Below are 23,190 nucleotides of genomic sequence, written 5' to 3'. Positions count from 1 at the left end.
GCGCGCGCAAGTGGAGCGTGCCCAATGGGCAGGTGCCACGCGATCCGTTTCGACAAACGACAAAGAGAGACCGATGAACGTCAAGCTGCTTGTTTCTGCGCTGTTGCTGTCTGGCGCAGCAGTTCCTGCCCTGGCCGAGGAGCCGGTGTTCGATGCGCAGGCCGTGCGTGCGCACGTGACCTTCCTGGCCGACGATCTGCTGGAAGGGCGCGATACCGGCAGCCGCGGTTACGACATCGCCGCCAGTTACGTTGCCTCGCAGTTCATTGCGCTGGGGCTCAAGCCTGCCGCCGCCGATGGCTCATTCTTCCAGAAGCTGACGGTGCGCGAGGCAAGGCTGGATGGCGCGCCGAAGCTCGCGCTGACTTATGGCGGCAAGGAGACTGTGCTGTCCGATACGGCGCAACTGCTGGTGCGGCCCAGCCTGACCGACGCCAAGGTGTCGTTCGAAGCGCCGCTTGTGTTTGCAGGCTTCGGTTTCGACCGCCCGGACCTTGGATTCAACGACTACAAGGGCCTCGACGTAAAGGGCAAGATCGTCGTCGTGCTGACCGGCTTTCCCAAGGGCACGCCGAGCGAGCTTGGCGCGCACCTCAATTCCGACAAGGCGATGATGGCGATGAAGCGCGGCGCGATCGGCGTGATCAGCGTGCCGACGATCGAGGATACCGCCCGCCGCCCGTGGGACAAGCGCGTGGCGATCTCTGATGATCCGGCCAAGGGCTGGGTCGGCGCTGATGGCAGGGCCTTCAGCCGCACGCCGGGTATCAAGGGCGGGGCGACGCTCAACCCCGATGCTGCCGCGCCGTTGTTCGCCGCATCTGGCAAGCCGCTGGCGAAGATTCTTGCAGAGGCCAACAGGACCGGCGGCAAGCCCAAGGGCTTTGCCATGAAAGCTCGCGCCAGCCTGTCCTATGCGCAGACGTGGAAGGACGTGGTCAGCGAGAACGTGGTTGCCATGTTGCCGGGAAGCGACCCGCGGGTTGCGGACGAGTTCATCGCCATGACCGCGCATCTCGATCACATCGGCGTGCATGGGAAAGGCGAGGACACGCTGCACAACGGCGCCATGGACAATGCCTCGGGCGTGGCGACGATGATCGAGGTGGCGCGTGCCGTGGCGAAGGAGAAGCCCCGCCGTTCGGTGATGTTCGCGGCGCTGACCGGGGAGGAAGGCGGTCTGATCGGCTCCGACTATCTGGCGCGCAACCCGGTCGTGAAGGGTGAGGTTACAGGCCTCGTCAACTTCGACATGCCGGTGCTGACCTACATGTTCAGTGATGTCGTGGCCTTCGGTGCCGAAAATTCGACGATGGGCAAGGTCGTGGCCGAAGCGGCGACAAAGGCGGGGATCAAGCTCTCGCCCGATCCGATGCCCGAGGAGGGGCTGTTCACCCGCTCGGACCATTACCGCTTCGTGCAGCAGGGCGTGCCCGCGGTGTTCATGATGACCGGCTTCGAAGGGCCGGGCGAAAAGGCCTTCCGCAGCTTCCTGAAGGATCACTACCACCAGCCGAGCGACGACCTGAAGCTGCCGTTCAACTGGGATGCCGGTGCGCTGTTCGCCAAGGTCAACTACTACACCGTGATGGGGCTCGCCAACGGGGCCGAGCGGCCGAAGTGGTACGCAGGCAGCTTCTTCGGCAAGGAATTCGCGCCCAAGGCTGCGAAGGCGGCCGATCCGGTGAAGTAGGCCGGAACCTTTGGCGTCCCCGCGCAGGCGGGAACCTCGGCGGTGTTAACGAAGGTTCGCGTAAACCGACCGAGGCCCCGGCCTGCGTGGGGGAGCAGGTTCCTGTCCTTGCTCCCGATCAAGGAACTACCCCTGTCGAACGGTGTAGCTTTTTCGTCGGCGCGACCCTTGTGTTGCGTAAAAGCCACACCATGTTCTGCGCAACAGGAGGATGTTCAACACCATGAACCTCGAGAAATTCACTGACCGCGCCAAGGGCTTCCTGCAAGCCGCGCAGACCGTTGCGATCCGCATGAACCATCAGCGGATCACGCCGGACCATATCCTCAAGGCCCTGCTGGAAGACAGCGAGGGCATGGCCAGCGGGCTGATCCAGCGCGCGGGCGGCAATGCCGCATTGGCGCAGACCGAAGTCGACAAGGCGCTGGTGAAGATTCCGGCGGTGTCGGGTTCCGGTGCGCAGCAGACGCCGGGGCTCGACAACGATGCCGTGCGCGTGCTCGATGCCGCCGAGCAGATTGCCGCGAAATCCAACGACAGCTTCGTCACCGTCGAGCGCATGCTCGTCGCGCTGACGCTCGCCACCACGACCTCGGCGGGGCAGGCGCTCAAGGCTGCCAATGTCACGCCGCAGGCGCTCGAAGCGGCGATCACGCAGCTTCGTGGCGGGCGCACGGCGGACAGCGCCAGCGCCGAAAACGCCTATGACGCGATGAAGAAGTATGCCCGCGACCTGACCGAGGCCGCGCGCGAGGGCAAGCTCGACCCGGTGATCGGCCGCGACGAGGAGATTCGCCGCACCGTGCAGATCCTCGCCCGCCGCACCAAGAACAATCCGGCGCTGATCGGCGAACCGGGCGTGGGCAAGACCGCGATCGCCGAAGGCCTCGCGCTGCGCATCGCCAATGGCGACGTGCCGGATTCGCTGCGTGACCGCACGCTGATGGCGCTCGACATGGGCAGCCTGATCGCGGGGGCGAAGTATCGCGGCGAGTTCGAGGAGCGCTTGAAGGCCGTGCTGGACGAGGTCAAGGGCGCCGAAGGGCAGATCATCCTGTTCATCGACGAGATGCATACCCTGATCGGGGCGGGCAAGAGCGAAGGCGCAATGGATGCGGGCAACCTGCTCAAGCCTGCGCTCGCCCGCGGCGAACTGCACTGCATCGGCGCGACGACTCTCGACGAGTACCAGAAGTACGTCGAGAAGGACCCCGCGTTGCAGCGGCGGTTCCAGCCGGTGTTCGTGGGCGAGCCGACCGTGGAGGACACGATCTCGATCCTGCGCGGCATCAAGGACAAGTACGAGCTGCACCACGGCGTGCGCATTGCCGACAATGCGATCGTGGCGGCGGCGACGCTGTCCAACCGCTATATCTCGGACCGCTTCCTGCCCGACAAGGCTATCGACCTGATGGACGAGGCGGCGAGCCGCATCCGCATGGAAGTGGAAAGCAAGCCCGAGGAGATCGAGAAGCTCGACCGCCGCATCATCCAGATGAAGATCGAGGAGATGGCGCTGGCCAAGGAAACCGACGCCGCGTCGAAGGACCGGCTGGCGACCTTGCGCGAGGAACTGGCGAACCTTGAGCAGCAATCGGCCGAGCTGACCACGCGCTGGCAGAACGAGCGCGACAAGATCGCCGCCGAGGGCAAGGTCAAGGAAGCGCTCGATGCCGCGCGCAGCGAGCTGGAAGTGGCGCAGCGCAATGGGGACCTGGCGAAGGCCGGGGAGCTTGCCTATGGCCGCATTCCCGAGCTTGAGCGGCAGCTGGCCGAAGCACAGGGCGTGAGCGCCAATGCCATGCTGCGCGAGGAGGTGACCGCCGAGGACATCGCCGCCGTCGTCAGCAAGTGGACCGGCGTGCCCGTCGACCGCATGATGGAAGGCGAGCGCGAGAAGCTGCTCAAGATGGAAGAGGTGCTGGGCAAGCGCGTGATCGGGCAGAAGGACGCGGTGCTGGCCGTGTCCAAGGCCGTGCGCCGCGCGCGGGCCGGGTTGCAGGACCCGAACCGTCCGCTCGGCAGCTTCCTGTTCCTCGGCCCCACGGGCGTGGGCAAGACCGAGCTGACCAAGGCGCTGGCCGGCTTCCTTTTCGACGACGACAGCGCGATGGTGCGCATCGACATGAGCGAGTTCATGGAGAAGCACTCCGTCAGCCGCCTGATCGGCGCGCCTCCGGGCTATGTCGGCTATGACGAAGGCGGCGTTCTGACCGAAGCTGTGCGCAGGCGGCCCTATCAGGTCGTGCTGTTCGACGAGGTCGAGAAGGCGCACGGCGACGTGTTCAACGTGCTGCTGCAGGTGCTTGATGATGGCCGCCTGACCGACGGGCAGGGCCGCGTGGTGGATTTCACCAACACGCTGATCATCCTGACCAGCAACCTCGGCAGCCAGTACCTCGCCAATCTGGAAGAGGGGCAGGACGTCGCCTCGGTCGAACCGCAGGTCATGGATATCGTGCGCGGGCACTTCCGGCCCGAGTTTCTCAACCGGCTGGACGAGATCATCCTGTTCCACCGGCTGGGCCAGGAACACATGGCGCCGATCGTCGACATCCAGGTCGGCCGGGTGGCGAGCCTGCTCAAGGACCGCAAGATCGTGCTCGACCTGACCGATGCGGCCAAGCGCTGGTTGGGCCGCGTCGGCTACGATCCGGTCTATGGCGCGCGTCCGCTGAAGCGGGCGGTGCAGCGCTATCTGCAGGACCCGCTGGCCGAGAAGCTCTTGGGCGGCGAGGTGCCGGACGGCTCGACCGTGCGGATCGACGAGGGCGACGGGGCGCTGACGTTCATCGTGGAGTGATCGGGGAAGGGGCTGCTGCGGTGGCCCCTTTTTCCTTGGCGCGGCACTGATTTGCCCACCCCGCTGCGACTAGCTTCACTGCGTTCAGGAAGTCTCGCGGCCCTCCCGCCTGCGGGATGGCAGGAGTCAGGCGCTGCCCTTTCATCCCCCCTCCCGTAAACTGGAGGGGATCGGGGTGGGCATCCTTCGACAAGCTCAGGATGAGCGGTGACGCGCGACAGGGCAGATCATCCGCTGGCGAATGCGGACGGTTACGCCGGTTGGAAGCTTGCAGATCGCGCGACCGGTGCGGTGCCGTTTGGCACGCAAGGGATGGGGCGCGGGACCGGTTGCGAGTGGCCGGGGGGCGGTTCCGAACCCCTTGTCGGCTCAGCCTGAGGGCGGACACATGCGAAAGGACGAAGCCTTGGCAGCGGCTCGCGTACTGCCTTGGCTTCTGGCAAGCGGCTGCGTGAAAAGAACCTGTCGTTTGTGCTGACACAGTCGCACAATCATGGCGGGTTCCGCATCCGCAGCGTCGCTCAGGGTTCGGCGCCGTGCTATCAGCCCTGGGTTGTCCTGTCTGTCCTTGGGTAACGGCAGGGTTTGCCCGGTGGGCCTTGGGCTTTACGCCCCTCGTTGAACCCGCTGCGCGCCTGCCGCACCGATCGCGCCGGAGGTCCTTCACGATGTGCCGGACTCCGAAGGGAGAGGAGCGGGTTGGCCTTTTGCCCTCTCCTGACCTGTGGGTGGGGTGTATAACCTATATGGTTCGTTTTGTCAAGGTGCAATGTCAACTGCGAAGAGAGAACGTAACTGCGATCGCAGTAAACATTGATGGCATTATCGGTCACTATCTCCCTTCACTCTCGAAACGGGATCTGCGTGCGGCATTGGTCCCAAATCTGCAGCTCGATTTATGACACCACCCAGATAGTTGTTGAAGCGCACATTTTTTTCGATCTCTGCGGCAATCAGGCGGTCACTTGCTGATGCTGGTAGGGCATCGTGAGGTACATCGGAGAGCTTTGGATACGAGAACACAATAGTGGTGAACATAAGCGCGGACCGCTTTATCAGCGAGGTTTCTGGCGACTCTGCTCTGGCCCTGATCTCAGGTACTTGGCTCGACCCATCCTCATTGCCTACGATCACCTTTCCGAGATAAGTCACCGCACCCACTGGCACATTGAAAGCATAGCTGCCGAGGGTGAGTGCTGTACCGTTTGCGCCTCCAACGACCCAGCGGCCGGGCTTAACCGGTATCAGGAATAGCCCGGAGTCATCGCGAGTGACCGAAGGTTTGGACTCGTCGTAGACGGCGGCTGCATCCTTGATCGCTCTCGCATTGATGGTCCGCAATTCACCGTTGTCGGTCCTTGTTGTAAGACCAGTCTCTGTAGAAATCTGCATGAAATCGAGCCAGCCCGGGAACGTCTTGCGCCCCTTCATTGGGCCGACCCATACAAGGATATAGCCTTGGTCGGCCGAGTACCTGAATTGTTCAAGAGTTACAGGTCGTTCGGCTCGCGTCGGGAAGGCTGGGACCAACGCCAAAGCGCTGGTGCAAAGCGTAAAAACTAGACGCCTCATGATTGGAAGGCTGCGTTGTCGGGAAGTGGCGTCGACGCAAAAGCCGCAAGAGCGTCTACGATGACCGACTGATTCTTGCCCGGCTTCAACCTCAAGGGATCGGAAATCTTCAACGTTGCTTGCCATGTGGGTTCATCGACGAGGAAGAGCTTATACCCCCGAAGCACCATGCACTTTTGCAGCGACGCGTTGCGCAAGCGGTTGGTCTTTGCCCCGCCGAGCAGCCCTCCAATCAGAGATCCGATCAAGCCATACTCGCCACTCGCGGCTGATCGACTATACTGAGATAGTGCGCCAGAAGCAGCTGCCATGCAGTCAATCAGATCACCGCGCGCAACGTCCTCGGAAACACCATCAAGATGAAAGAGAGCTGATCGCGCAAGCTCAGGCGTGCCTCTTTGTTCATTGCTTCCAATTCGCTCGGAAGGACTGGCCCAGGCTGTTGATGCAATAGATATTATTCCAATATAAGGTATAATTTTCTGTAGTATCATTCCAATTTTGTGACGATCCATCGTCTTTACTCTGATGTGATTAATGCTGAAATCGTAAGGGCGAAAGCTGTCATCGTCGAGGGGAATTCTGGGAGCATTTTACGAAAATTCCAACGTTCGAGACTGAGCATAACCGATTGCACTGATCAGAATCGATACGCAGCTAACGCCTTGTGGCCTGCCCCTGTCCTCCCCATATCCCTGCGAATGGGGGCTGCTGATACGATCATTTCCGGAACCGTCGCGGCGGGCGGGCAGCGGCTGGACAAGGCTCTGGCCGATGCTTCGGGGCTTTCGCGCGAGCGGGTGAAGGCTTTGCTGGGCGAGGGGCGAGTCAGTCTTTCGGGCAGGGTGGTGTCGCAGGCTTCGGTGAAGGTTGCCGAGGGTGCTTCGTTCGAGATCCGCGTGCCTGAAGCCGCGCCTGCTGAAGCCATTGCGCAGGATATTCCGCTCAGCATCGTCTATGAGGACGAGGCGCTGATCGTGGTGGACAAGCCGGCGGGGCTGGTCGTCCATCCGGCGGCGGGGAATCTCGATGGCACGCTGGTCAATGCGCTGCTGCACCATTGCCGGGGGCAGCTTTCGGGCATCGGCGGGGTGGCGCGGCCGGGGATCGTGCATCGGATCGACAAGGATACCTCGGGGCTGCTGGTCGTCGCCAAGACCGACGTGGCGCACGAGGGACTGGCCAAGCAGTTTGCCGACCATTCGATCGTGCGTGCCTATAAATGCGTGACCGCGGGGCTGCCAGTGCCGCCAGCGGGGACGGTGCGCGGAGCGATTGCGCGGTCGAGCCACGATCGCAAGAAGATGGCGCTGGTGGAGGACGGTCGCGGGAAGCACGCGGTGACGCATTACCGGACGTTGGCCGCGCTCGATGGGGCGGCGCTCGATGGGGCGGCGCTGGTGGAGTGCCGGCTCGAGACCGGGAGAACCCACCAAGTGCGCGTTCACCTTGCGTCAATCGGCCATGCGCTATTGGGTGATCCTGTCTATGGACGCACACCTTCAAAGCTTCGGCCGCTGCTCCAGCGGCTCGGGTTTCATCGCCAGGCGCTGCATGCGGCGGAACTGGGGTTCATTCACCCCGTTACCGGTGCGACCCATCATTTCGCCAGCCCGACGCCCGTCGATATGCGGGAACTCATCGTCGAACTCTGCGCTGAAGGGCATGATGCAAAGGTACTGGCGATGTTGTAATGAAGGACTTTGGAGTCGTCCGCGAGGAGGCTCCGTTTGAGTGGTCCCGCCGCCGGTCGCCCATCAGGGGGCCGTCAATTGGGAACCGACGCGAAGAAAGGACGTGTTCAGGTGAGTGAGGAAAGAAACGCTGTGACAGTACCTGCCCTTGGCGGGGAAGCCAGCCTCAACCGCTATCTCTCGGAAATCCGCAAGTTCCCCGTGCTTACGGCTGAGCAGGAATACATGCTCGCCAAGCGTTTCCAGGAACACCAGGATCCCGAAGCTGCCGCCCAGCTGGTGACCAGCCATCTGCGTCTCGTGGCGAAGATCGCCATGGGCTATCGCGGCTATGGCCTGCCGGTCAGCGAGCTGATCTCCGAAGGCAACATCGGCCTGATGCAGGGCGTTAAGAAGTTCGAGCCCGACCGGGGCTTCCGTCTGGCCACCTACGCGATGTGGTGGATCAAGGCTTCGATGCAGGAGTTCATCCTGCGCTCGTGGAGCCTGGTCAAGATGGGCACCACGGCGGCGCAGAAGAAGCTGTTCTTCAACCTTCGCCGGATGAAGAAGAACCTCGAGGCGTTCGAGGATTCTGACCTGCATCCTGACGACGTGCGCAAGATCGCGACCGACCTCGGCGTGCCCGAGCAGGAAGTGGTCAACATGAACCGGCGCATGATGATGGGTGGCGATGCTTCGCTCAACGTCTCGATGCGCGAGGACGGCGAGGGTTCGTGGCAGGACTGGCTGACCGACGACCGCCCGCTGCAGGACGAGACCGTGGCCGACGCCGAGGAGGCTAGCTATCGCCACCAGCTGCTGGTCGAGGCGATGGACAGCCTGAACGAGCGTGAGCGGCACATCCTGACGGATCGCCGTCTGGTCGACGAGCCGAAAACGCTGGAAGAGCTTAGCCAAGTCTACAACGTCAGCCGCGAACGCGTCCGCCAGATCGAGGTGCGCGCGTTCGAGAAGCTGCAGAAGGCGATCCAGCGGATCGCGGTGGAGCGCAAGCTGCTGCCGGCCTGACGCGGGTTGCATGAGTCATACGAAGCGGCCGGGTGGTAAGCCCGGCCGTTTTTGTTTGTGCTTCTGGTTCCCCTGTCTGCTCGTGCTGAGCTTTTTCGAAGCATGCTGCTTGGCCCAGCGTCTTTCGACAGGCTCAGGACGAGCGGAGGGTGGGGCCGGGGGGCTCACGACATATGCAGCCGGTCCGTATCCAGCGCCGCGCCTGCCAGGAACCACAGGGCGTGGCGGCCGGGGAGGAAGAAGTAGCCGCCGCCGCGCAGGGTGACGTAGCGCTGGACGGGGCATAGCTCGAGCGGGGCATTGCGGCCGAGGATGGTGAAGCGCTGGTCGGCGGTTTCGGTCGGGCCCTTGTGCATGGCGAAGGGATCGGGTTCGCATTCGAGGCCGTGGAAGGTGGGCGAGGCGAGCCAAGTTTGCTGGACGAATTCGAACTGGCGTTCGAGATCGGCGTTGAAGGCCATGAACAGCGTGCCGCGGGCGGTGTCGCCGTCCTGATCGAGATAGGGGCGGCCTCGGCGGAGCAGGCGGTGGCGGTTGCTGACTGACAGCTCCACCGGCTCGGTCGGGGCGAGGCTGTCGCGCGGGAAGGTGCGCCGGACGTGGCTGCCGAAGGGGCAGCGCAGCCCTTGCGGATCGGCGTCCTTGTAGAGGAAATCGTTCTTCCGCATCGCGTCCACCCCGCTCTTCATTGCCGGGTGGAAGGGATTGTCGATCAGCGCCGAGCCATCACGCCAACGGCCGAGCATCTTGGCAGCAATCCATTCGCGTGTGCGGTGGATGTTGCCGTTATGCGGGTTGATGACATCGGGCTGCCGGCAGATCTCGTGCGCCTTTTCATCGAGCTGCTTGCGAAAACCCTCGACATCCTGCGCCAGCTGGCGGATCACCAGATAGCTACCGTTGCGGCCGAAATCGCGCGCGCGGGCGCCCTGATCGGCGAAATCGGGGTACTGTGTCGGCTGGTCGGGCGGGGGCGAGGGCAGGAGGACTTCGGGCAACATGCCCAGGCTGTCCATGCGGCGCTCGACCAGCGGGGAAGGCGGGTAGTAGCCGCGGTTGTCGGTGTAGCCGAGGATGAACTCGCCGGGTTCGACGCCATGGACCGGATCGGGCGCGCCGTGGCGACCGGGGAAGCCGCGCACCAGTGGTTGCGAGACGCCATCGACGAAGCCGAAGGGTTCTTCGGAGAGATCGTCGTTGCTAGACTGGGCATGGACGAATTCCGCGCCCTCGGCCGGCTTGGAAACGCTGTCGTCGCTGGTTCTCCATGCCTCCTTGAAGCGTTCGAGATCAAAGGCTTTCAGGCCCGTGCGGATCGAGGCTTTCTCGGTAATGCCGATGGCAGCAGCATCGCTGACGATCTGCGCGAACTTCTGCGCAGCGAGTTCGTCCTTGGCGTAGAGCAGCAGGACGACGTGGGTATCGTCGTCGCACCATTCGAGCTGCTCGGGATCGCCCAGCGCGCGCTTGCGGCTGGCGTGGGCCATGCCGAGCGAGAAGGCCGGCGGGAATCCCTGCTGCGTGCCGGGACCTTCGAGCGCCAGTTCCTTGTCCAGCCCGAGCAGGCGCAGGCCGGCGGCTGAGAAGGCGATGTTGCAGACGAAGTCCTGCGGCGGCTTGTCACCGAACGAGACGAGATCCTCGGCAATCAGGCCTGCGAGCCACTTCTGCACGTGGGCATAGGGATGGGCGCTGCCTTCACGGCGCGGCTCGCCGAAGTTCAGGGCGGCGACGCGGCTGTGCGGGTGGCGCTTCAACCCGCCGAACATCAGCGTCTGGATTTCCTCGTACTGCAACCCGTAATCGGGCCGGGGAATCGAGCCGAACAGGTCGAGCCAGGCTTCGGCGTCGGAGGGGTTGGCTTCGAGGCGGTCCTTGCAGAGCAACCCGCTGACGATCAGCGCATGCTTGCGCATGGCGGTGGTCGAAAGATCGGGGTGTGCGGCGAACCAGAACGGGGTGGGGCGCATCGAGCAGCGCGCATAGCGCTTCATGCGGTCGCCATCCTCGGCGCCCTTGAAGAAGAGCAGGCGCGTGGAGGGAAAGCCCTCCGCGTTGCTCCACACGGCGGTGACGCCTTCGGAGGCCTTGGTGATGAAGTCTTCGAGGTAGCTTTCCCAGCTGCCATCGTAGTTCGAGAAGAACACCAGCTGGCGGGTGCCGGGCAGGACGACCCAGCGCGCGGCGTGGATCGTGCCGATGGTGGCGAGGAAGCCTTTTCGCATCACCCCGATCCTGGCCATGATGGCGACGGCAGTGAAGGCAAGCGGCAGGGTCCAGCGGCGCACCCACGCGCGGCGCAGCGTGGTGACGCTGACCATGTGGTTGGGGATGACGCCGGGCGCGTTCTCGCGCGCCATCATGTCGCCGAGCGCGGCGGCAGAGGGTGTGCGATCCACTGGCGTGTTGGCGAGTTCGTCGCGGCGCAGCAGCCACGCCACCGCCGCTACAATCATCAGTGCGATGACCAGGGCGGGGAAAATGGCGCCCTTGAACAGGGCGATGCCGGTCGCGCCTCCTGCCAAACCGAGCAGGAGCGCAAGGGCATAGCCGATCGCCAGCAGGGGCCAGATCAGCCCTTGCGCATTGGCAAGCCCCTTGCCGATCCAGCCCAGCGTCCAGCGTGAGCGGGCGAAATCGAGCCACGGCGCGTCGGCGCGCTCGCAGAAGGCGAGCTTGGGTGGCTTGCGGTCGTCCAGCCTGGCGAGATCGTCTTTCAGCTCTGTCGCGACGACGCGGAACAGGCTTTGCGGGCCGTGGAGCGAGGAGCGGGCACGCTCGCGCGCGATGATTGATCGTGCCTTGGCGACGATCGCGCGATTCTCGTCGATGGTGCGCACGCCATGGCCCGGCAGACCGACGAAGGGCAGGCCGGTCAGGCGGCGGTCAATCCAGGGCACGCGGAAGACGGCGGGGTTGATACCGTAGGCATGGCGACGCAGCAGCGGCAGGACTTCGCCGACCGCGCCGATGCCGCTGGTCAGCTTGAGCACCGGGAGCAGCAAGGGGCCGGCATGCTCGGCGATCAGGTCAAGCGCGCGTCCGGCGTCGCCGTCGACGGTAGCCTCGAGCACAAGATGTGCCTGCTTTCCCGGTGCTTCGGGCGGGATGGCATGGATGCTGGCGAAGTGGACCACGCCGGTCTGGCGCAGGGCGCTGGCCATGGCTTCGTTCGCCGGATTGCCGAGTTCGCCGATCTCGCGCTCGATGTCGTCCACGTCGCACCATTCGGACTTGTCTCCGAAGGGGATGGCAACGGTGACGAAGTCTTGGATTGCGCTCAAAGGTTGGTTCCTTTGTGTTTACTGGCGGATGGCGGTGAAGCGCAGATCGTCCGGCAGGCCGAGGAAGGTGCCAAGGCTGGCGTTTGGGGCGGGTTCGATCCGCCCTGCGGTGGCGGCGATGGCCTCGGCAATGATCGTCCAGGCGATGCCGCGGCCATAGCAGACGTGCGGACCCTGCAGCGGGCCGGAGGTGATGTAGGGACGGGCGGGATCGGGCGCGAAACGGTCCGCTTGCGGGAAGGCGGCATCGTCATGCGCCGCAGCGCCGACCAGAGCGACGATGCGGTCACCAGCCTTCAGTTGCTCGCCGCGCCAGGTGCAATCGCGGCGGACGCGGCGAACGAGCTGGCTGGTATCAGCCAGACGAAGCATTTCGGCGATCGTCGCGTCGCGCGCTTTTGGCTCAAGCGCGGGATCGCACAGCCGCTGCACCAGCGCAGGCCAGGGAATGCCTGCTTCGCGCCCGCGCTCCGAAGCGCTGAAAGCGGCCACTTCCGAAAGGACCTTGCCGACGATCAGCACAAGCGCGCCGGTCAGTTCGAACAGGACGCTGCGTGCCTGCAGGCGGTAGTCTGCAACATCGGGGAATTGCGGCTGCACCGCGACAAGTGCGCTGAGCAGGCTGGTTTCGGGCGCGACTTCGGGCATGTCGAGCGCATCGTTGATGGCGGCGAGCCCGACGCTGGCGGTCTTTCCGGCGAGCCATGGAACTGCGCCGGTGCTGGCGATGATGGTCCCGAAGACATGGCCGAACAGCGGCACTTGCAGGAACAGGGCGCTCAGCGCGTCGCCTAGTTCGTCCTTGCGGCGCAGAGCGGGGCCGGGTCTCGTCAGGTTCCGCGCAAACAGCAGGAGCGGCACCGGCCACGGCACCTTTTCCGGCGCAGGCACGCCCAGAACCCGCCGCGCCATGCGGTAGGAGAGCAGGAAGGCATATTCCCGGACGAAATTGATGGTCTCGCCGGTCTGCGCACGTCGCTGCAGGACGTCGAGAATGTCCGACGCCTCCTTGCGTGCCATGGCAGCGATCCAGCCGCGGAAGCCCGGGTCCAGATTGGGCGGAACGCTTGGGTCCACGCCGGGAATGCGGGCATTGAGCCAGCTTTGCGCGGCATGGAGCTGGCGAAGGCGCACCTGCCGGTTGCCGTCGTTCTCACCCACCAGATAGCGCGTGCCGGGCACGACCTGTTCGAGCAGGTCATCGTACTGCTGCAGCGAGAAGGTGTCTTCCTCGAGTAGTACTGCGCTGACCACCTCGTGCCTTGCGGCGGCAAAGACCCGAACGCCACCCTTGTCCAGTTCGGCGCAGCGGAGCAGCGCTGGCGCGCCCGGCTGGAACAGGCGGGCTGACGCTGCAGCAAGCACGGCCTGCTGGTTCATGCGATGCGATCCTCGATGGCGACGAGCCGGCGTTGCAGGCAAGCGAGGCCTAGTTCGTCGATCCTGCCGACTAGGTCAGCCGTCGGCACATCCTGCGCGCCCCACACTGCCATCCCGGTCTGCGCCTCAACCTCGCGGCACAGCACCAGTGCGTGCAATTCGTGCATCGCTTCTCCGCACGAACGGCAGTGTTCGAGCGCTTCGGCGGCAAGGTCGGCGGCCTGCACCACCTTGCCCTGCGCCAGGGCAAGGCGGGCGCGGGCCTCGTGCAGGTAGTAGGTCGCAGAGGTGCGGACATGCCGGAAGTGGCCCCGGGCGACCGACTCTGACAGAACGGCTTCGGCTTCGCGCAGCTGGCCCAGTTCGATCAGCGTCAGGGCAAGCCAGCTTGCACTGGCCGGCTCGAAGCCTAGAAAATGATGGTGCAGGCCATCCGCGTAGGCGCCGCGCAATATGCCAAGTGCCCGTTCGAACCTGCCCTCGCGGTAGTGCAGGTAGCCGTGGGCGAGATCGGCGAGCAATTGCGAATAGGCGTGCGCATAGCGGCGCGAAAGATTGAGCGCTTCGGCCACCCACGAACGTGCCTTTGCGATATCCCCCAGATCGGTGAGATACCACGCGCCGAAAGCGCGGGCGAGCACGTGGGGAATGACCACGACTGCACCGAAGGTCGATCCGCGCTGTCCATCGTCCAGCCTGTTTCCCAGACGTTCGATGCGCGCGATTGCAGCACGCGGACGGGCTTGCGAGAAGGCGAGATAGGCCGCGACGAGATCGGCATAAGTCCGGCGTGGCAAGCTGTCGTGCGCATCGAGATCGGCCTCGGCGCGGGCGAGCCAGGCTTCGCCCTGAAGCGGAGCGCCATCGATCCAGTCAAGCAGCGCCATGTTGATCCGTGCGACGGTGCGGATGCCCGGGCCCATCTCGACGGTGCCTTCAGCCAGGAGCGCCATGTCCTCGCGCGTGATCTGCTCTTGCGACAGCTGCTGCAGCGTATCGAAGGCGAGCAGCGAGAAGCGCGCCCGTTCCGATGCGGCAGCGGCGGGTTCGAGGCGTGCCGCCATATCGCGCGCGCGCAGGTAAAGCTGGCGCACCGAATCGATCGCCGCGAGGCTCAATGCCTGCTGGCAGGCATCCCAGAGATGCCCGAGTGCGCGCTGCGGCAGGCCGGCCTTTTCGGCGTGGGTCGCAAGTTCGGCATGGCTGGCGACCTCGGCCTCCTGCGATGACGAGGCCTGCGTGGCGAGAAGTTCGAGCGCCTTGGCATGCATCGCGGTCCGCCGCCGCCGGGGCATGGTGCGATAGGCCGCTTCCTGGACCAGCTGGTGAGTGAACCGCGCCTGGTTGGCCACGGCGAATTCCACCACCCGCGCTTCTACCAGCCGCGCGATGGCGCTGGAAGGATTGCGGCAGACGAGTGCGGCGCCTTGCTGCAGGCGGCTCACCGGGAAGATGGGGCCAAGCGCTGCGCAGAACTGGCACAGGCGTGTCGAATCGTCGTCAAGCGCCGCGAGCCGGGCGCCGAGCAGGGCATCGAGCCGTGCCGGAATGCGTGCCGACAGTTCGGCTGGCTCGGTGCCGTCCTCTCCCTGCGCACTGACCGCGAATTCCTGCAGTGCGAGAGGCAGGCCTTGCGCACGGTCGAGAATCCGCTCGATCGTGGCTTCGTCAAGCGGAGCGAAGCGATTGATCATCGCGACAAGGCTGCGCGCGGCGCGGGGGCCGAGCGGATCGAGGTCGATCACCTGATCGCAGCATTGGGCGAGGCTGGTGCGCGCTTCCGGCCGCGCGGCCAGAAGCATCGTCATGATGCGGCCCTCCCTGATGCCGGTGAGCACCGAGAGGGTTTCGCGATCGAGATATTGGCCATCGTCTACCAGCAGCAGCAGCGGGACGTGGACTACGGCCAGCTGAAACAGGCGGAGAATGGTCTGGGTAGCGATACGGTTGCGGTCGCCCGGAGCGAGATGGGCAAGCCACGTCTGGCCGTTGTCGATGAGGCCCTGCAGGCATTCGGCCTGGTCTGCGGTCAGCGCTGCTGCGGATGCCACGTCAGCCAGCAGGGGCTGCAACAGTTCCACCAGATGGCGGACAGGGCCGGAAAGGCAGCCGAACGGGACCGGCGCAAGCAGGGCGTTGCCCCGGACCACCAGCGTTGTCACGCCAAAGCCGGCCGAAAGGCGCGCGCCTTCCAGAAGCAGGCGGCTCTTGCCCATTCCGGCTTCGCCAACGATGCACAAGGCGGCGCCAGGCTCGCCCGAAACCAGCGCCTTGACCGCGTCGAGCTGGACATCGCGGCCGATCAGGGGGCTTGTGGCGTTGCCCTTCACGGGAATGCGATCGGCACCTTCAAGGTCGATGGCGGTGAGTTCGAAGACCGCTTCGCCGCGCTGGTCGATCTCGCTGGTGATCGTGCCGAGCGGCTGCAACTGGCACGATTCGGCAATAAGCGAAACGGTGGTGGCCGAGATTGCCACGCTTGCCGGTGGCGAGAGCTTTTCGATCTGCCCGGCAACGTGCGTGGCATGGCCCACGACATCGAGGATGCTGCCGAAATCGTTGTCCTGGCGGCGCAGCAGGATCGGCCCGGAATGGAGGCCGACGCGCGCGCGCGGTGCCGGGAGAATGCCCGATGGCCCGGTGCGCATGCGCTCGACAATGGCCCGTGCGGCAAGCGCGGCGCGCAAGGGGTGGTCCTCCACTGCCGGATGCACGCCGAACACGGCCATCACGCCATCGCCCTGCACGCGCACGACCATGCCGTCGAAATCGTGGATGGCGTTGCGGATGAGCGTGATCGTGCTGTCGAGAACATCGCGGGCGTCTTCCGGATCGAGCACGGAGATAAGCCGGGTGGAGCCGACGATATCGGCGAAGAGCACGGTCGCAAAGCGCACGGCCTCGACATCACCGGACAGCGAGGGCGCCCGCCCGTTCGCTTCCCCGGCAATCGGCTGCACCGGTTGTCCGGTGGCAGTATCGAGTCCCTCGGCCCGCACCTTGTTGTCTTTCGCCCCCATGACAGTCCGGTCGAATCCCGCGCCGAACCGACTGACAATGGCAGATATTCAGTTTGTTGCCTGAATCGCAACGAGAATCGGCAGAGGCGTTCGGCATGTGCTTTCGCACTGCCGGTCATGACAGGCCGATGATCTGATGGCTGCGCGCCATTCCCGAGCGTTCGGGGATGCGTTGCAACTGCGCCCGGGTAAAGCCATCGCGGCGCAGCGGCAGCGGCGTGCCGTCAAGGTCGTAGCATGGCAGGGCCTCGCCCTCGCGCGAGACGCGGATCGACCAGCCCCAGCGCCGCTGGTCGCACGCCAGCCCCAGGAAGGCATCGCATTGCAGCATCAGGCAGGGCGGGCGCAGTCCACCCCGCGCCGCAAGCACGCGCTCGACATCCCCGTCCGAAAGCGAGAAGCGTGCGACATCGCAATCGTCCTGCCGAGGCAGGGGGGCTGAACCGGTTGGCGTCACGATCTGCAGCGACGGGCGCAGGATTGCCTCGCCCACGCGCCGGAATTCGACCTGCAGGGGGCCGGGGCCGGATTTCCAGATGAGATAGCGCTGCATTGGCCTCGATGGTTCGCGACCGGCAATCAGGCCGGAAACGGTCGGAGTGTCGGGCCGCTCTCTATGCCGCCCGCCCGCGTGAGGCGTCCGTTGGCCAGCGCACCGGCCCCTTGTGATTTGGCGCACATTCACTAAGCCTCGGCCGTGAGATGCCGCGGGAACGGTGATATCAATGTCCAGTTCGATCCTAAAGGTGCCGGATGATGTCCAGGCAGTTCTTGCTCTCCACGGGCGGCAGATGCGCGTGCGCAAGGGGCAGGTGCTGCTCGCGGTGGGCCTGCCTGCGAACGACGTCTACGTCGTTCTGGAAGGCAGCGTCAGTGTCTCGCTCGTCTCGGCGCAGGGCCGCGAAACCGTGCTCCGCGCCATCGGTCCGCGGGAAATGTTCGGGGAATTGGCCGCGATCGACGGGGAGCCGCGCTCGGCCGACGTGGTCGCGGTAGAGAACAGCACGCTGCTGGTCATTCCCGGGCCGACCTTTGCCGGCCTGCTGGGCGTGGAGCCGGTCCTGTCGCTGTGGCTGGCACGGTACCTCTCGCACCAGGTCCGCTACCTGACCAACCGCATCTACGAGCTTTCGACGATGGGCGTCGGGCCGCGCCTGCAGGCAGAATTGCTGCGGCTGGCAGGCGAGCCGGATCAGGCCGGTGCCGCCACGATCAATCGTATTCCGACCCAAGCCGAACTTGCGGCCCGCATCGGCACGAACCGCGAAACCGTGACGCGCGAATTCTCGCTGCTGATCAAGGAAGGCCTCGTCATGCGCGAGGGGCGGCGCATCGTCGTGCCATCGGTGGCGCGGCTTGCCGACCGGCTGCATCGTTATTCGCAGAGCAGTTGACGATCCCATCAGCGAAGACGTTGCCAGATCGGGTGCGGCGCGGATAGGCTGGGGCCATGCTCGAGGACCTGAAGAACCCCCGCACCACGACTGGCCGACGCTCCGGAATCATCGGGCGCATTGGCTGGGTTCTTGCCCGGCTGATTGCCGCCTTCCTGTTCATCTCGGTGGTTCAGGTGGTGATCTACAAGTTCGTGCCGGTGCCGATCACGCTGACCATGCTGATGGACGATCATTCCATCACCAAGGACTGGACTCCGCTTGGCGACATCGACCGCGACATGGTGGCGGCGGTGATTTCGGGCGAGGACGGCAAGTTCTGCCAGCACAACGGCTTCGATCAGGAAGCGATGATGGAGGCCTTCCGCCGCAACCAGAAGGGCGGGCGCATCCGGGGCGGCTCGACGATCAGCCAGCAGACCGCCAAGAACGTGTTCCTGTGGCAGGGCGGCGGCTATTTCCGCAAGGGGCTGGAGGCCTGGTACACCGTGCTGATCGAGACGATCTGGGGCAAGCGCCGGATCATGGAAGTCTACCTCAACGTCGCCGAGACCGGGATCGGCACTTATGGCGTCGAGGCAGGTGCCCAGCGGTATTATGGGAAGAGCGCGCGCAAGCTGAGCCCGGTGGAAGCCGCGCGCATCGCCGCCGTGCTGCCTTTGCCCAAGGAGCGCGAAGTCAACGGCGCGGGCGGCTTCACCCGCCGCCATGGCAATTCGATCGCCCGCCAGGTCCGGGTGGTGAAGAACGGGGCGCTGGACGCGTGTGTCTATAATTGAGGTTTGTTAGCGGTGCAGTCGGTTGCGGGGATGGACGTACGTCGGGTCTGGGTGAACAGGCCGGATGCGCTGAATGGCGTGTTTGGGGTAAATCGTTGCGATCACAAATTTTGGACTTCTACGTTAGCGCTGACCGGAGGAAGATAATGCAGCGTGATCGACGACTGCTCGCTGCGCTGTTGCTTTTCCTTGTCTCGCTTCTGACGGGAGCGGTTCAAGCGTGGATCGTAAATGCGTATGTGAGATCGGCAATTTCCGGCGGGTGGGAGTCTTTTGCCGATTTCTTTGGCCTCGATGCTCCAGCCAAAGGTCCGGCGGCGTATTGCATCGACTTCTGCGGACCTGAACTGCCTTTTATGGCGGGCTGGATAGCGATCGGCGCGTTTGTCAGCGGCCTGATGATTTTGGCTTTCGCTTGGTGGAAGCCGAAGGCGTGAGGTCGCAGAGGTAAGTGACTGGAATTCCTGCGGGCGCACCCCTAGCTTTTCTGTATGACTTCTGGTGGCCCCCCCGCGCAACGCCCTTATCGGCTCAGGACTTGGGTGCGGCAGAGATTGCCGTTTTGCCTTATTGGCCTCGTCCCGAAGGGTGCGGATTGTAAGCTGGCCGGGGGGACGCACGACTCGTACAGCAAGGACGGTCGAAATTCCGCGTGTTATCATTGCCAAATTGTTCGCGAGGGCAGGTTCTGGCGAAAGTGAAGCGGTGGGGACATTTGGCCGGCGTCCGAGAAGGCCTCGTGCGCTGAACGGCAGCTTTTGGAGCAATGACCCCTTGATCGCCAAACATCCCCCCAGCACAACAAAAAGCGCGGGGTGAGTTTCCCCACCCCGCGCCGTTTTGTTCAACCGTTTAGGCTTATCAGAAGCCGACGCTGATCGAGCCGATCACCGTGCGCGGTGCGCCGATCTGGGCGAAGGGCACGCTGCTGGTCGAGGTTGCGGTGCCGCTGAAGCCGCCGACGTAGACTTCGTCGAACACGTTGAGGACGTTCAGCTGGAAGAACGTCTTGTCATTCAGGCCGAGGAACTCGAGGCTGACCTTGGCGTCGAGATCGACCAGCGTGTAGGCCGGGGTCTTGTTCGGATAGACCACCGAACCGCCCGAGGTGATCGGCAGGTTCTGGTCGTTGACGTAGCGCGGACCGGTGCGCTTGGCCTGGACGCCGAGCGAGACCGGGCCGATTTCACCCTGGGCGCGGGCGCCGAAGGTGTAGACCGGAGCGCCGCCTTCACGCTTTCCAGCAGTCTGGGCGAAGACCGGAACGGTCTGGCCGTTCGAGATCGTCTCGCCCGTGACCACGTTGTTCTTGATCTTCGACTTCAGGTAAGAGCCAAACAGGTAGAGGCTGAACTGGTCGATCGGCATGAACGAGATCGAGCCATCGATGCCGTACTTGTCCACGCGGCCGAGGTTGCGATAGATCGTCGCGTCGAGATCGACGTCGTAGGCCGAGGCCAGACGGTTGTTGTAGATCGTCCACCAGCCCGAAGCCTGCGCCTGCACCCGGCCCGAACGGACGCGGAAGCCGAGGTCGAAGTTGTGCGAGGTTTCGGGTGCGGGCTTCGCTTCGGCACGATCCGGCGCGTAGAAGAACGACTGGTAGAGGTTGTCCGTACCCGGCACCTGCAGACCCTTCGAGTAGTTGCCAAACACGCTGGCGCTCGCACCGATGCGGTACGTGAAGCCGGCGGTCGGCAGCGGCTTCGAATAGTTGAAGATGCGCTGCTGCGGACCCTGGAAGGTGGTTGCCGCGTCATAGGTGGCATTGGCTGCATCGGTGCCGAAGCAGGCGACGTTGCCGCCCGCCGAAGTGGCGAAGCAGTAGTTGGTCAAGTTGCGGCGGAAGAACGGCATGCGGACGCCGGCGGTGACCGTCAGATCCTTGAAGTCGCCGCGGTATTCGCCCGAAACCTGATGCAGGATGGCATAGGACAGGCGGTTGCGCTTCTGCAGGCTCGAACCGTCCTTGGCGAGGATCGGGTTGTCGATCGGGAAGTAATCGGCGCCGAAGCCGTTCTGGGCGAGCAGACCCGCTTCACCCGTCTGCCGGTGACGGCCGCGATCGTACGAATAGGCAAGGCGGACGGTGTTGTTGTCGTCGATATCGTAACGCAGCGACGAGATGACGCCGAGGCGCCAGGTCTGGGTCTGGCTGGGGCTGTGGACGCGAACGCGATCGAGGATGTCACCGTCGCCGTTGATGTCGACCCCGGCGAAGTAGTTCGGGTTCGAACTGGAGCCCTGGATGAAGCCTGAAAGGCCTTGCGGGGTGAGGCCTTCGCTGGCGATCAGCGTGCCGCCGCCGTTGGCCTTGGTGTACTGGATGCTGGGATCGACGGTCAGCACGAGGCCGTCGGCCAGCGTGAAGCGCGAATTGATGCGGATGTTGCCGGTGTTCGAGGGGTTGTAGCGGTAGTCGAAGGCCGAACCGCAGCTCGTGGCAGCATCGGCAACGCCAGCGACGCCAGCGGGCACGGTGCAGCGCGCAGTCTTGATGTCACGCTCGGCCTTGGTGTCGGGGAAGGTGTCGCTGCGCAGGTTGACCGAACCGAAAAAGTTGTTGCGGTTGCGGTTGTAGTGACCGGCGATCGAGATGAAGTCGCCGTTGTCGCCCAGCGGCTGGAAGATGCGGGCGTTGATCTGCTTCTTGTTGATCTCGCCGATGCCGCCGAAGATCGTGTCGTTGGTGGCAGAGCTGGCGGCGATGAACGCGCGCAGGCCCGAGGCGTTGAGGTTGCCGGTGTCGATCGAGCCGAACACGCGCATGAAATCGAAGCGGCCGGCCGAACCGACCATGCGCACGCCGAAGTCTTCGGTCGGCTTGCGGGTGCGGTAGTTCACGGTTGAACCCGAAGCGGCAGCAGTCGGGCTATCGACATCGGTCGAGCCGAGGTTGACGTTCACCTGCTCGATCAGCTCGGGATCAAGCTGCTGGTTGGAATAGAGCGCGTAGTTGCCGGTGTCGTTCAGCGGCAGGCCGTCGAAGGTCTGCGAGATGCGGGTGCTGTCGAAGCCACGGATGGTGAGCGTGCCGCCGGCCGAACCGAACGGGTCGTTGTTCTGGAAGCTGACGCCCGGCACGAGGTTGATGATGTCGTTGATCGACTGGCCGGGAGCCTGGCGGCTGATGATGGCCTGGTCGAGCACCTGCTTGGCGCGGGTCGTGTTCGGCGTTTCGACGCCTGCGACCGACTTGGCTACGGTGCCCGTGACGATGATCGGCTGTTCGAAGTCGACCGAGCCGGTCGACTGGGCGTGGGCTGCGCCGGCCATTGCGACGCTACCGAGAGCAATGGTCGACGCTGCGACCAGGAACTTCATCTGCATTATCTGACCCCGTTACATGGCGCCGTGTGGCGCGGTTTGTGGCGTGGTTGATTCCCCGCCGTATGCTTAGGCCGGAGCGGGAATCACCCGGTGCGCCGAACCTTCGCGAGCGGCCTTAGCGGCCCTTGCGATGGCTCCAAACCGGTCTCAGGTGACACTATAATGACGAGGTTACGACAGTGCGGCGGCTTTGTTTGCGACTGCGTAAAAAACTGTCGCGAAGGTTGCCTGCGCATATCCAAAGATTGCGCAGATCGCCGGTTTCAAGCTACTTTTCCGAAGACGTGGCTATGTTGCAACACATAACAAAAATTGTTGCATCGCAGCGAAGTGCGCCGCCTCAACGGCTCAGGCGGCTTCGCGTTCCTGCGGTGCGATGAAAGCGGTCAACAGCCAGCGGTGATCGCCTTCGCAGCCCAATGCGGTAAGCTTGCCAGAGGCGAAAGCGCCGGTGTCTATGCCGATGCGGTTATGCCTCAGGACCGGTTCGTCGGTGATGGTGTGGCCATGCACGACGAGGTGCCCGTGCGGTTCGGCATGATCGAGGAATTCGCGGCGAATCCAGCGCAGATCCGACGGCATCTGCCGGTCAAGCGGTACGCCAGGGCGAATACCGGCGTGGACGAACAGGTAATCGCCGACGACGATCTGGTCTTCCATCGCCTGCATGAAGGCAACGTGTTCGGGTGGAACCAGCGCGTTGGCCCGATCGATGATCTCCTCGAGATTGCCCCGGCTGTATTCTTCGCCACGCAGCCCATAGCTGAACAGCGTTTCCCGGCCACCGTGGCGCAGGAAATGGCGCATGGTTTCCTCGTCGCGCAGGCTTCCGAGCATCATCTCTTCGTGGTTGCCGGCAAGGATACGCACCTTGCCCGTGGCCATGAGCTGCATGGCCCGTTCAATCACGCCGCGGCTGTCCGGGCCACGATCGACCAGATCGCCCAGGAGGATAAGCGTCGTATCGGCAGGCCCACGTGCGGCGTCGTCGGCGTCGATCCGCGCGAGCAGCTGCTCGAACAGGTCAAGCCGTCCGTGGATGTCGCCAATTGCATAGACGCGCTGCCCGGCAGGCATGGACGCCTGCGGCGGCAGGGGCTCTTCGACGACAGGAGATGAAAACAGCGAGCGAAGCTTGTTGAACATGGATCCTCGTTAGCGCGCGATATGGCCCCGGCCTGTGCATCATGCAACACCTTTGCCATCCGATACGTTGCAGAGGCCCTCCAG

Annotated in this window: 15 protein-coding genes; 7 read left to right on the top strand and 8 right to left on the bottom strand. The window is 64.2% G+C overall.

Annotated elements, in window-relative coordinates; genetic code table 11:
- Positions 1-73: 73 nt before the first annotated feature.
- Together IM701_RS12835 and clpB are read left to right on the top strand one after the other, a co-directional pair.
- Entirely contained in the window at positions 74-1,693 is a 1,620-nt protein-coding gene (locus IM701_RS12835; protein WP_193827149.1) for a M28 family metallopeptidase, read from the top strand.
- 223 nt (positions 1,694-1,916) lie between these two features.
- A complete protein-coding gene (clpB, locus tag IM701_RS12830; RefSeq protein WP_193827148.1) occupies positions 1,917-4,496 on the top strand; it encodes an ATP-dependent chaperone ClpB in 2,580 nt (859 codons plus the stop codon).
- Between the two features lie 822 nt (positions 4,497-5,318).
- Here the strand turns inward: clpB and IM701_RS12825 are convergent.
- Positions 5,319-5,927: a hypothetical protein gene (locus IM701_RS12825; protein ID WP_193827147.1), complete on the bottom strand. Its 609-nt coding sequence runs from the start codon at positions 5,925-5,927 to the stop codon at positions 5,319-5,321.
- 137 nt (positions 5,928-6,064) lie between these two features.
- Entirely contained in the window at positions 6,065-6,583 is a 519-nt protein-coding gene (locus IM701_RS12820; RefSeq protein ID WP_156452182.1) for a hypothetical protein, read from the bottom strand.
- Between the two features lie 186 nt (positions 6,584-6,769).
- Here IM701_RS12820 and IM701_RS12815 point away from each other — a divergent pair, with 186 nt between their 5' ends.
- Positions 6,770-7,762 (top strand): RluA family pseudouridine synthase, encoded by a 993-nt coding sequence (locus IM701_RS12815; RefSeq protein WP_193827146.1) that lies wholly within the window; start codon positions 6,770-6,772, stop codon positions 7,760-7,762.
- Between the two features lie 111 nt (positions 7,763-7,873).
- A complete protein-coding gene (gene rpoH / locus IM701_RS12810) occupies positions 7,874-8,773 on the top strand; it encodes an RNA polymerase sigma factor RpoH (RefSeq protein ID WP_039331710.1) in 900 nt (299 codons plus the stop codon).
- A 164-nt stretch (positions 8,774-8,937) separates the two neighbouring features.
- Here rpoH and IM701_RS12805 read toward each other — a convergent pair whose 3' ends face one another.
- The 4 genes from IM701_RS12805 to IM701_RS12790 form a co-directional block, all read right to left on the bottom strand.
- A complete protein-coding gene (locus tag IM701_RS12805; protein ID WP_193827145.1) occupies positions 8,938-12,057 on the bottom strand; it encodes a hypothetical protein in 3,120 nt (1,039 codons plus the stop codon).
- Between the two features lie 18 nt (positions 12,058-12,075).
- Complete coding sequence (locus IM701_RS12800) at positions 12,076-13,437, bottom strand: cytochrome P450 (protein WP_039331714.1); 1,362 nt, start codon at positions 13,435-13,437, stop codon at positions 12,076-12,078.
- On the bottom strand, positions 13,434-16,457 hold the full coding sequence (locus IM701_RS12795; protein ID WP_193827144.1) for an adenylate/guanylate cyclase domain-containing protein: 3,024 nt from the start codon (positions 16,455-16,457) through the stop codon (positions 13,434-13,436). The genes IM701_RS12800 and IM701_RS12795 overlap by 4 nt, the downstream gene beginning before the upstream one ends.
- Before the next feature lie 115 nt (positions 16,458-16,572).
- Positions 16,573-17,010 carry a hypothetical protein gene (locus IM701_RS12790; RefSeq protein WP_039331718.1) on the bottom strand — a complete coding sequence of 146 codons (438 nt, stop codon included), beginning with the start codon at positions 17,008-17,010 and terminating at the stop codon, positions 16,573-16,575.
- A 172-nt stretch (positions 17,011-17,182) separates the two neighbouring features.
- On the opposite strand from IM701_RS12790, the gene IM701_RS12785 reads away from it, so the two are divergent.
- The 3 genes from IM701_RS12785 (at position 17,183) to IM701_RS12775 (ending at position 19,067) form a co-directional block, all read left to right on the top strand.
- The gene (locus IM701_RS12785) at positions 17,183-17,851 is read left to right on the top strand and encodes a Crp/Fnr family transcriptional regulator (protein WP_052241965.1); all 669 of its coding nucleotides are present in this window, start codon (positions 17,183-17,185) and stop codon (positions 17,849-17,851) included.
- A gap of 56 nt (positions 17,852-17,907) precedes the next feature.
- Positions 17,908-18,630, top strand: coding sequence for a monofunctional biosynthetic peptidoglycan transglycosylase (mtgA, locus tag IM701_RS12780; protein ID WP_052241967.1), 723 nt, complete (start codon positions 17,908-17,910; stop codon positions 18,628-18,630).
- Positions 18,631-18,776: 146 nt separating this feature from the next.
- The gene (locus IM701_RS12775; protein ID WP_039331719.1) at positions 18,777-19,067 is read left to right on the top strand and encodes a hypothetical protein; all 291 of its coding nucleotides are present in this window, start codon (positions 18,777-18,779) and stop codon (positions 19,065-19,067) included.
- A 424-nt stretch (positions 19,068-19,491) separates the two neighbouring features.
- Here the strand turns inward: IM701_RS12775 and IM701_RS12770 are convergent, their stop codons facing one another.
- Together IM701_RS12770 and IM701_RS12765 are read right to left on the bottom strand one after the other, a co-directional pair.
- Positions 19,492-21,954 carry a TonB-dependent receptor gene (locus tag IM701_RS12770; protein ID WP_193828445.1) on the bottom strand — a complete coding sequence of 821 codons (2,463 nt, stop codon included), beginning with the start codon at positions 21,952-21,954 and terminating at the stop codon, positions 19,492-19,494.
- A gap of 354 nt (positions 21,955-22,308) precedes the next feature.
- Positions 22,309-23,106 (bottom strand): metallophosphoesterase family protein, encoded by a 798-nt coding sequence (locus tag IM701_RS12765; RefSeq protein ID WP_039331720.1) that lies wholly within the window; start codon positions 23,104-23,106, stop codon positions 22,309-22,311.
- Between the last annotated feature and the right edge of the window lie 84 nt (positions 23,107-23,190).

Source organism: Novosphingobium sp. ES2-1 (assembly GCF_015169775.1).
Classification (GTDB): domain Bacteria; phylum Pseudomonadota; class Alphaproteobacteria; order Sphingomonadales; family Sphingomonadaceae; genus Novosphingobium; species Novosphingobium subterraneum.
This window is presented reverse-complemented; position numbering and strand designations above follow the sequence as displayed.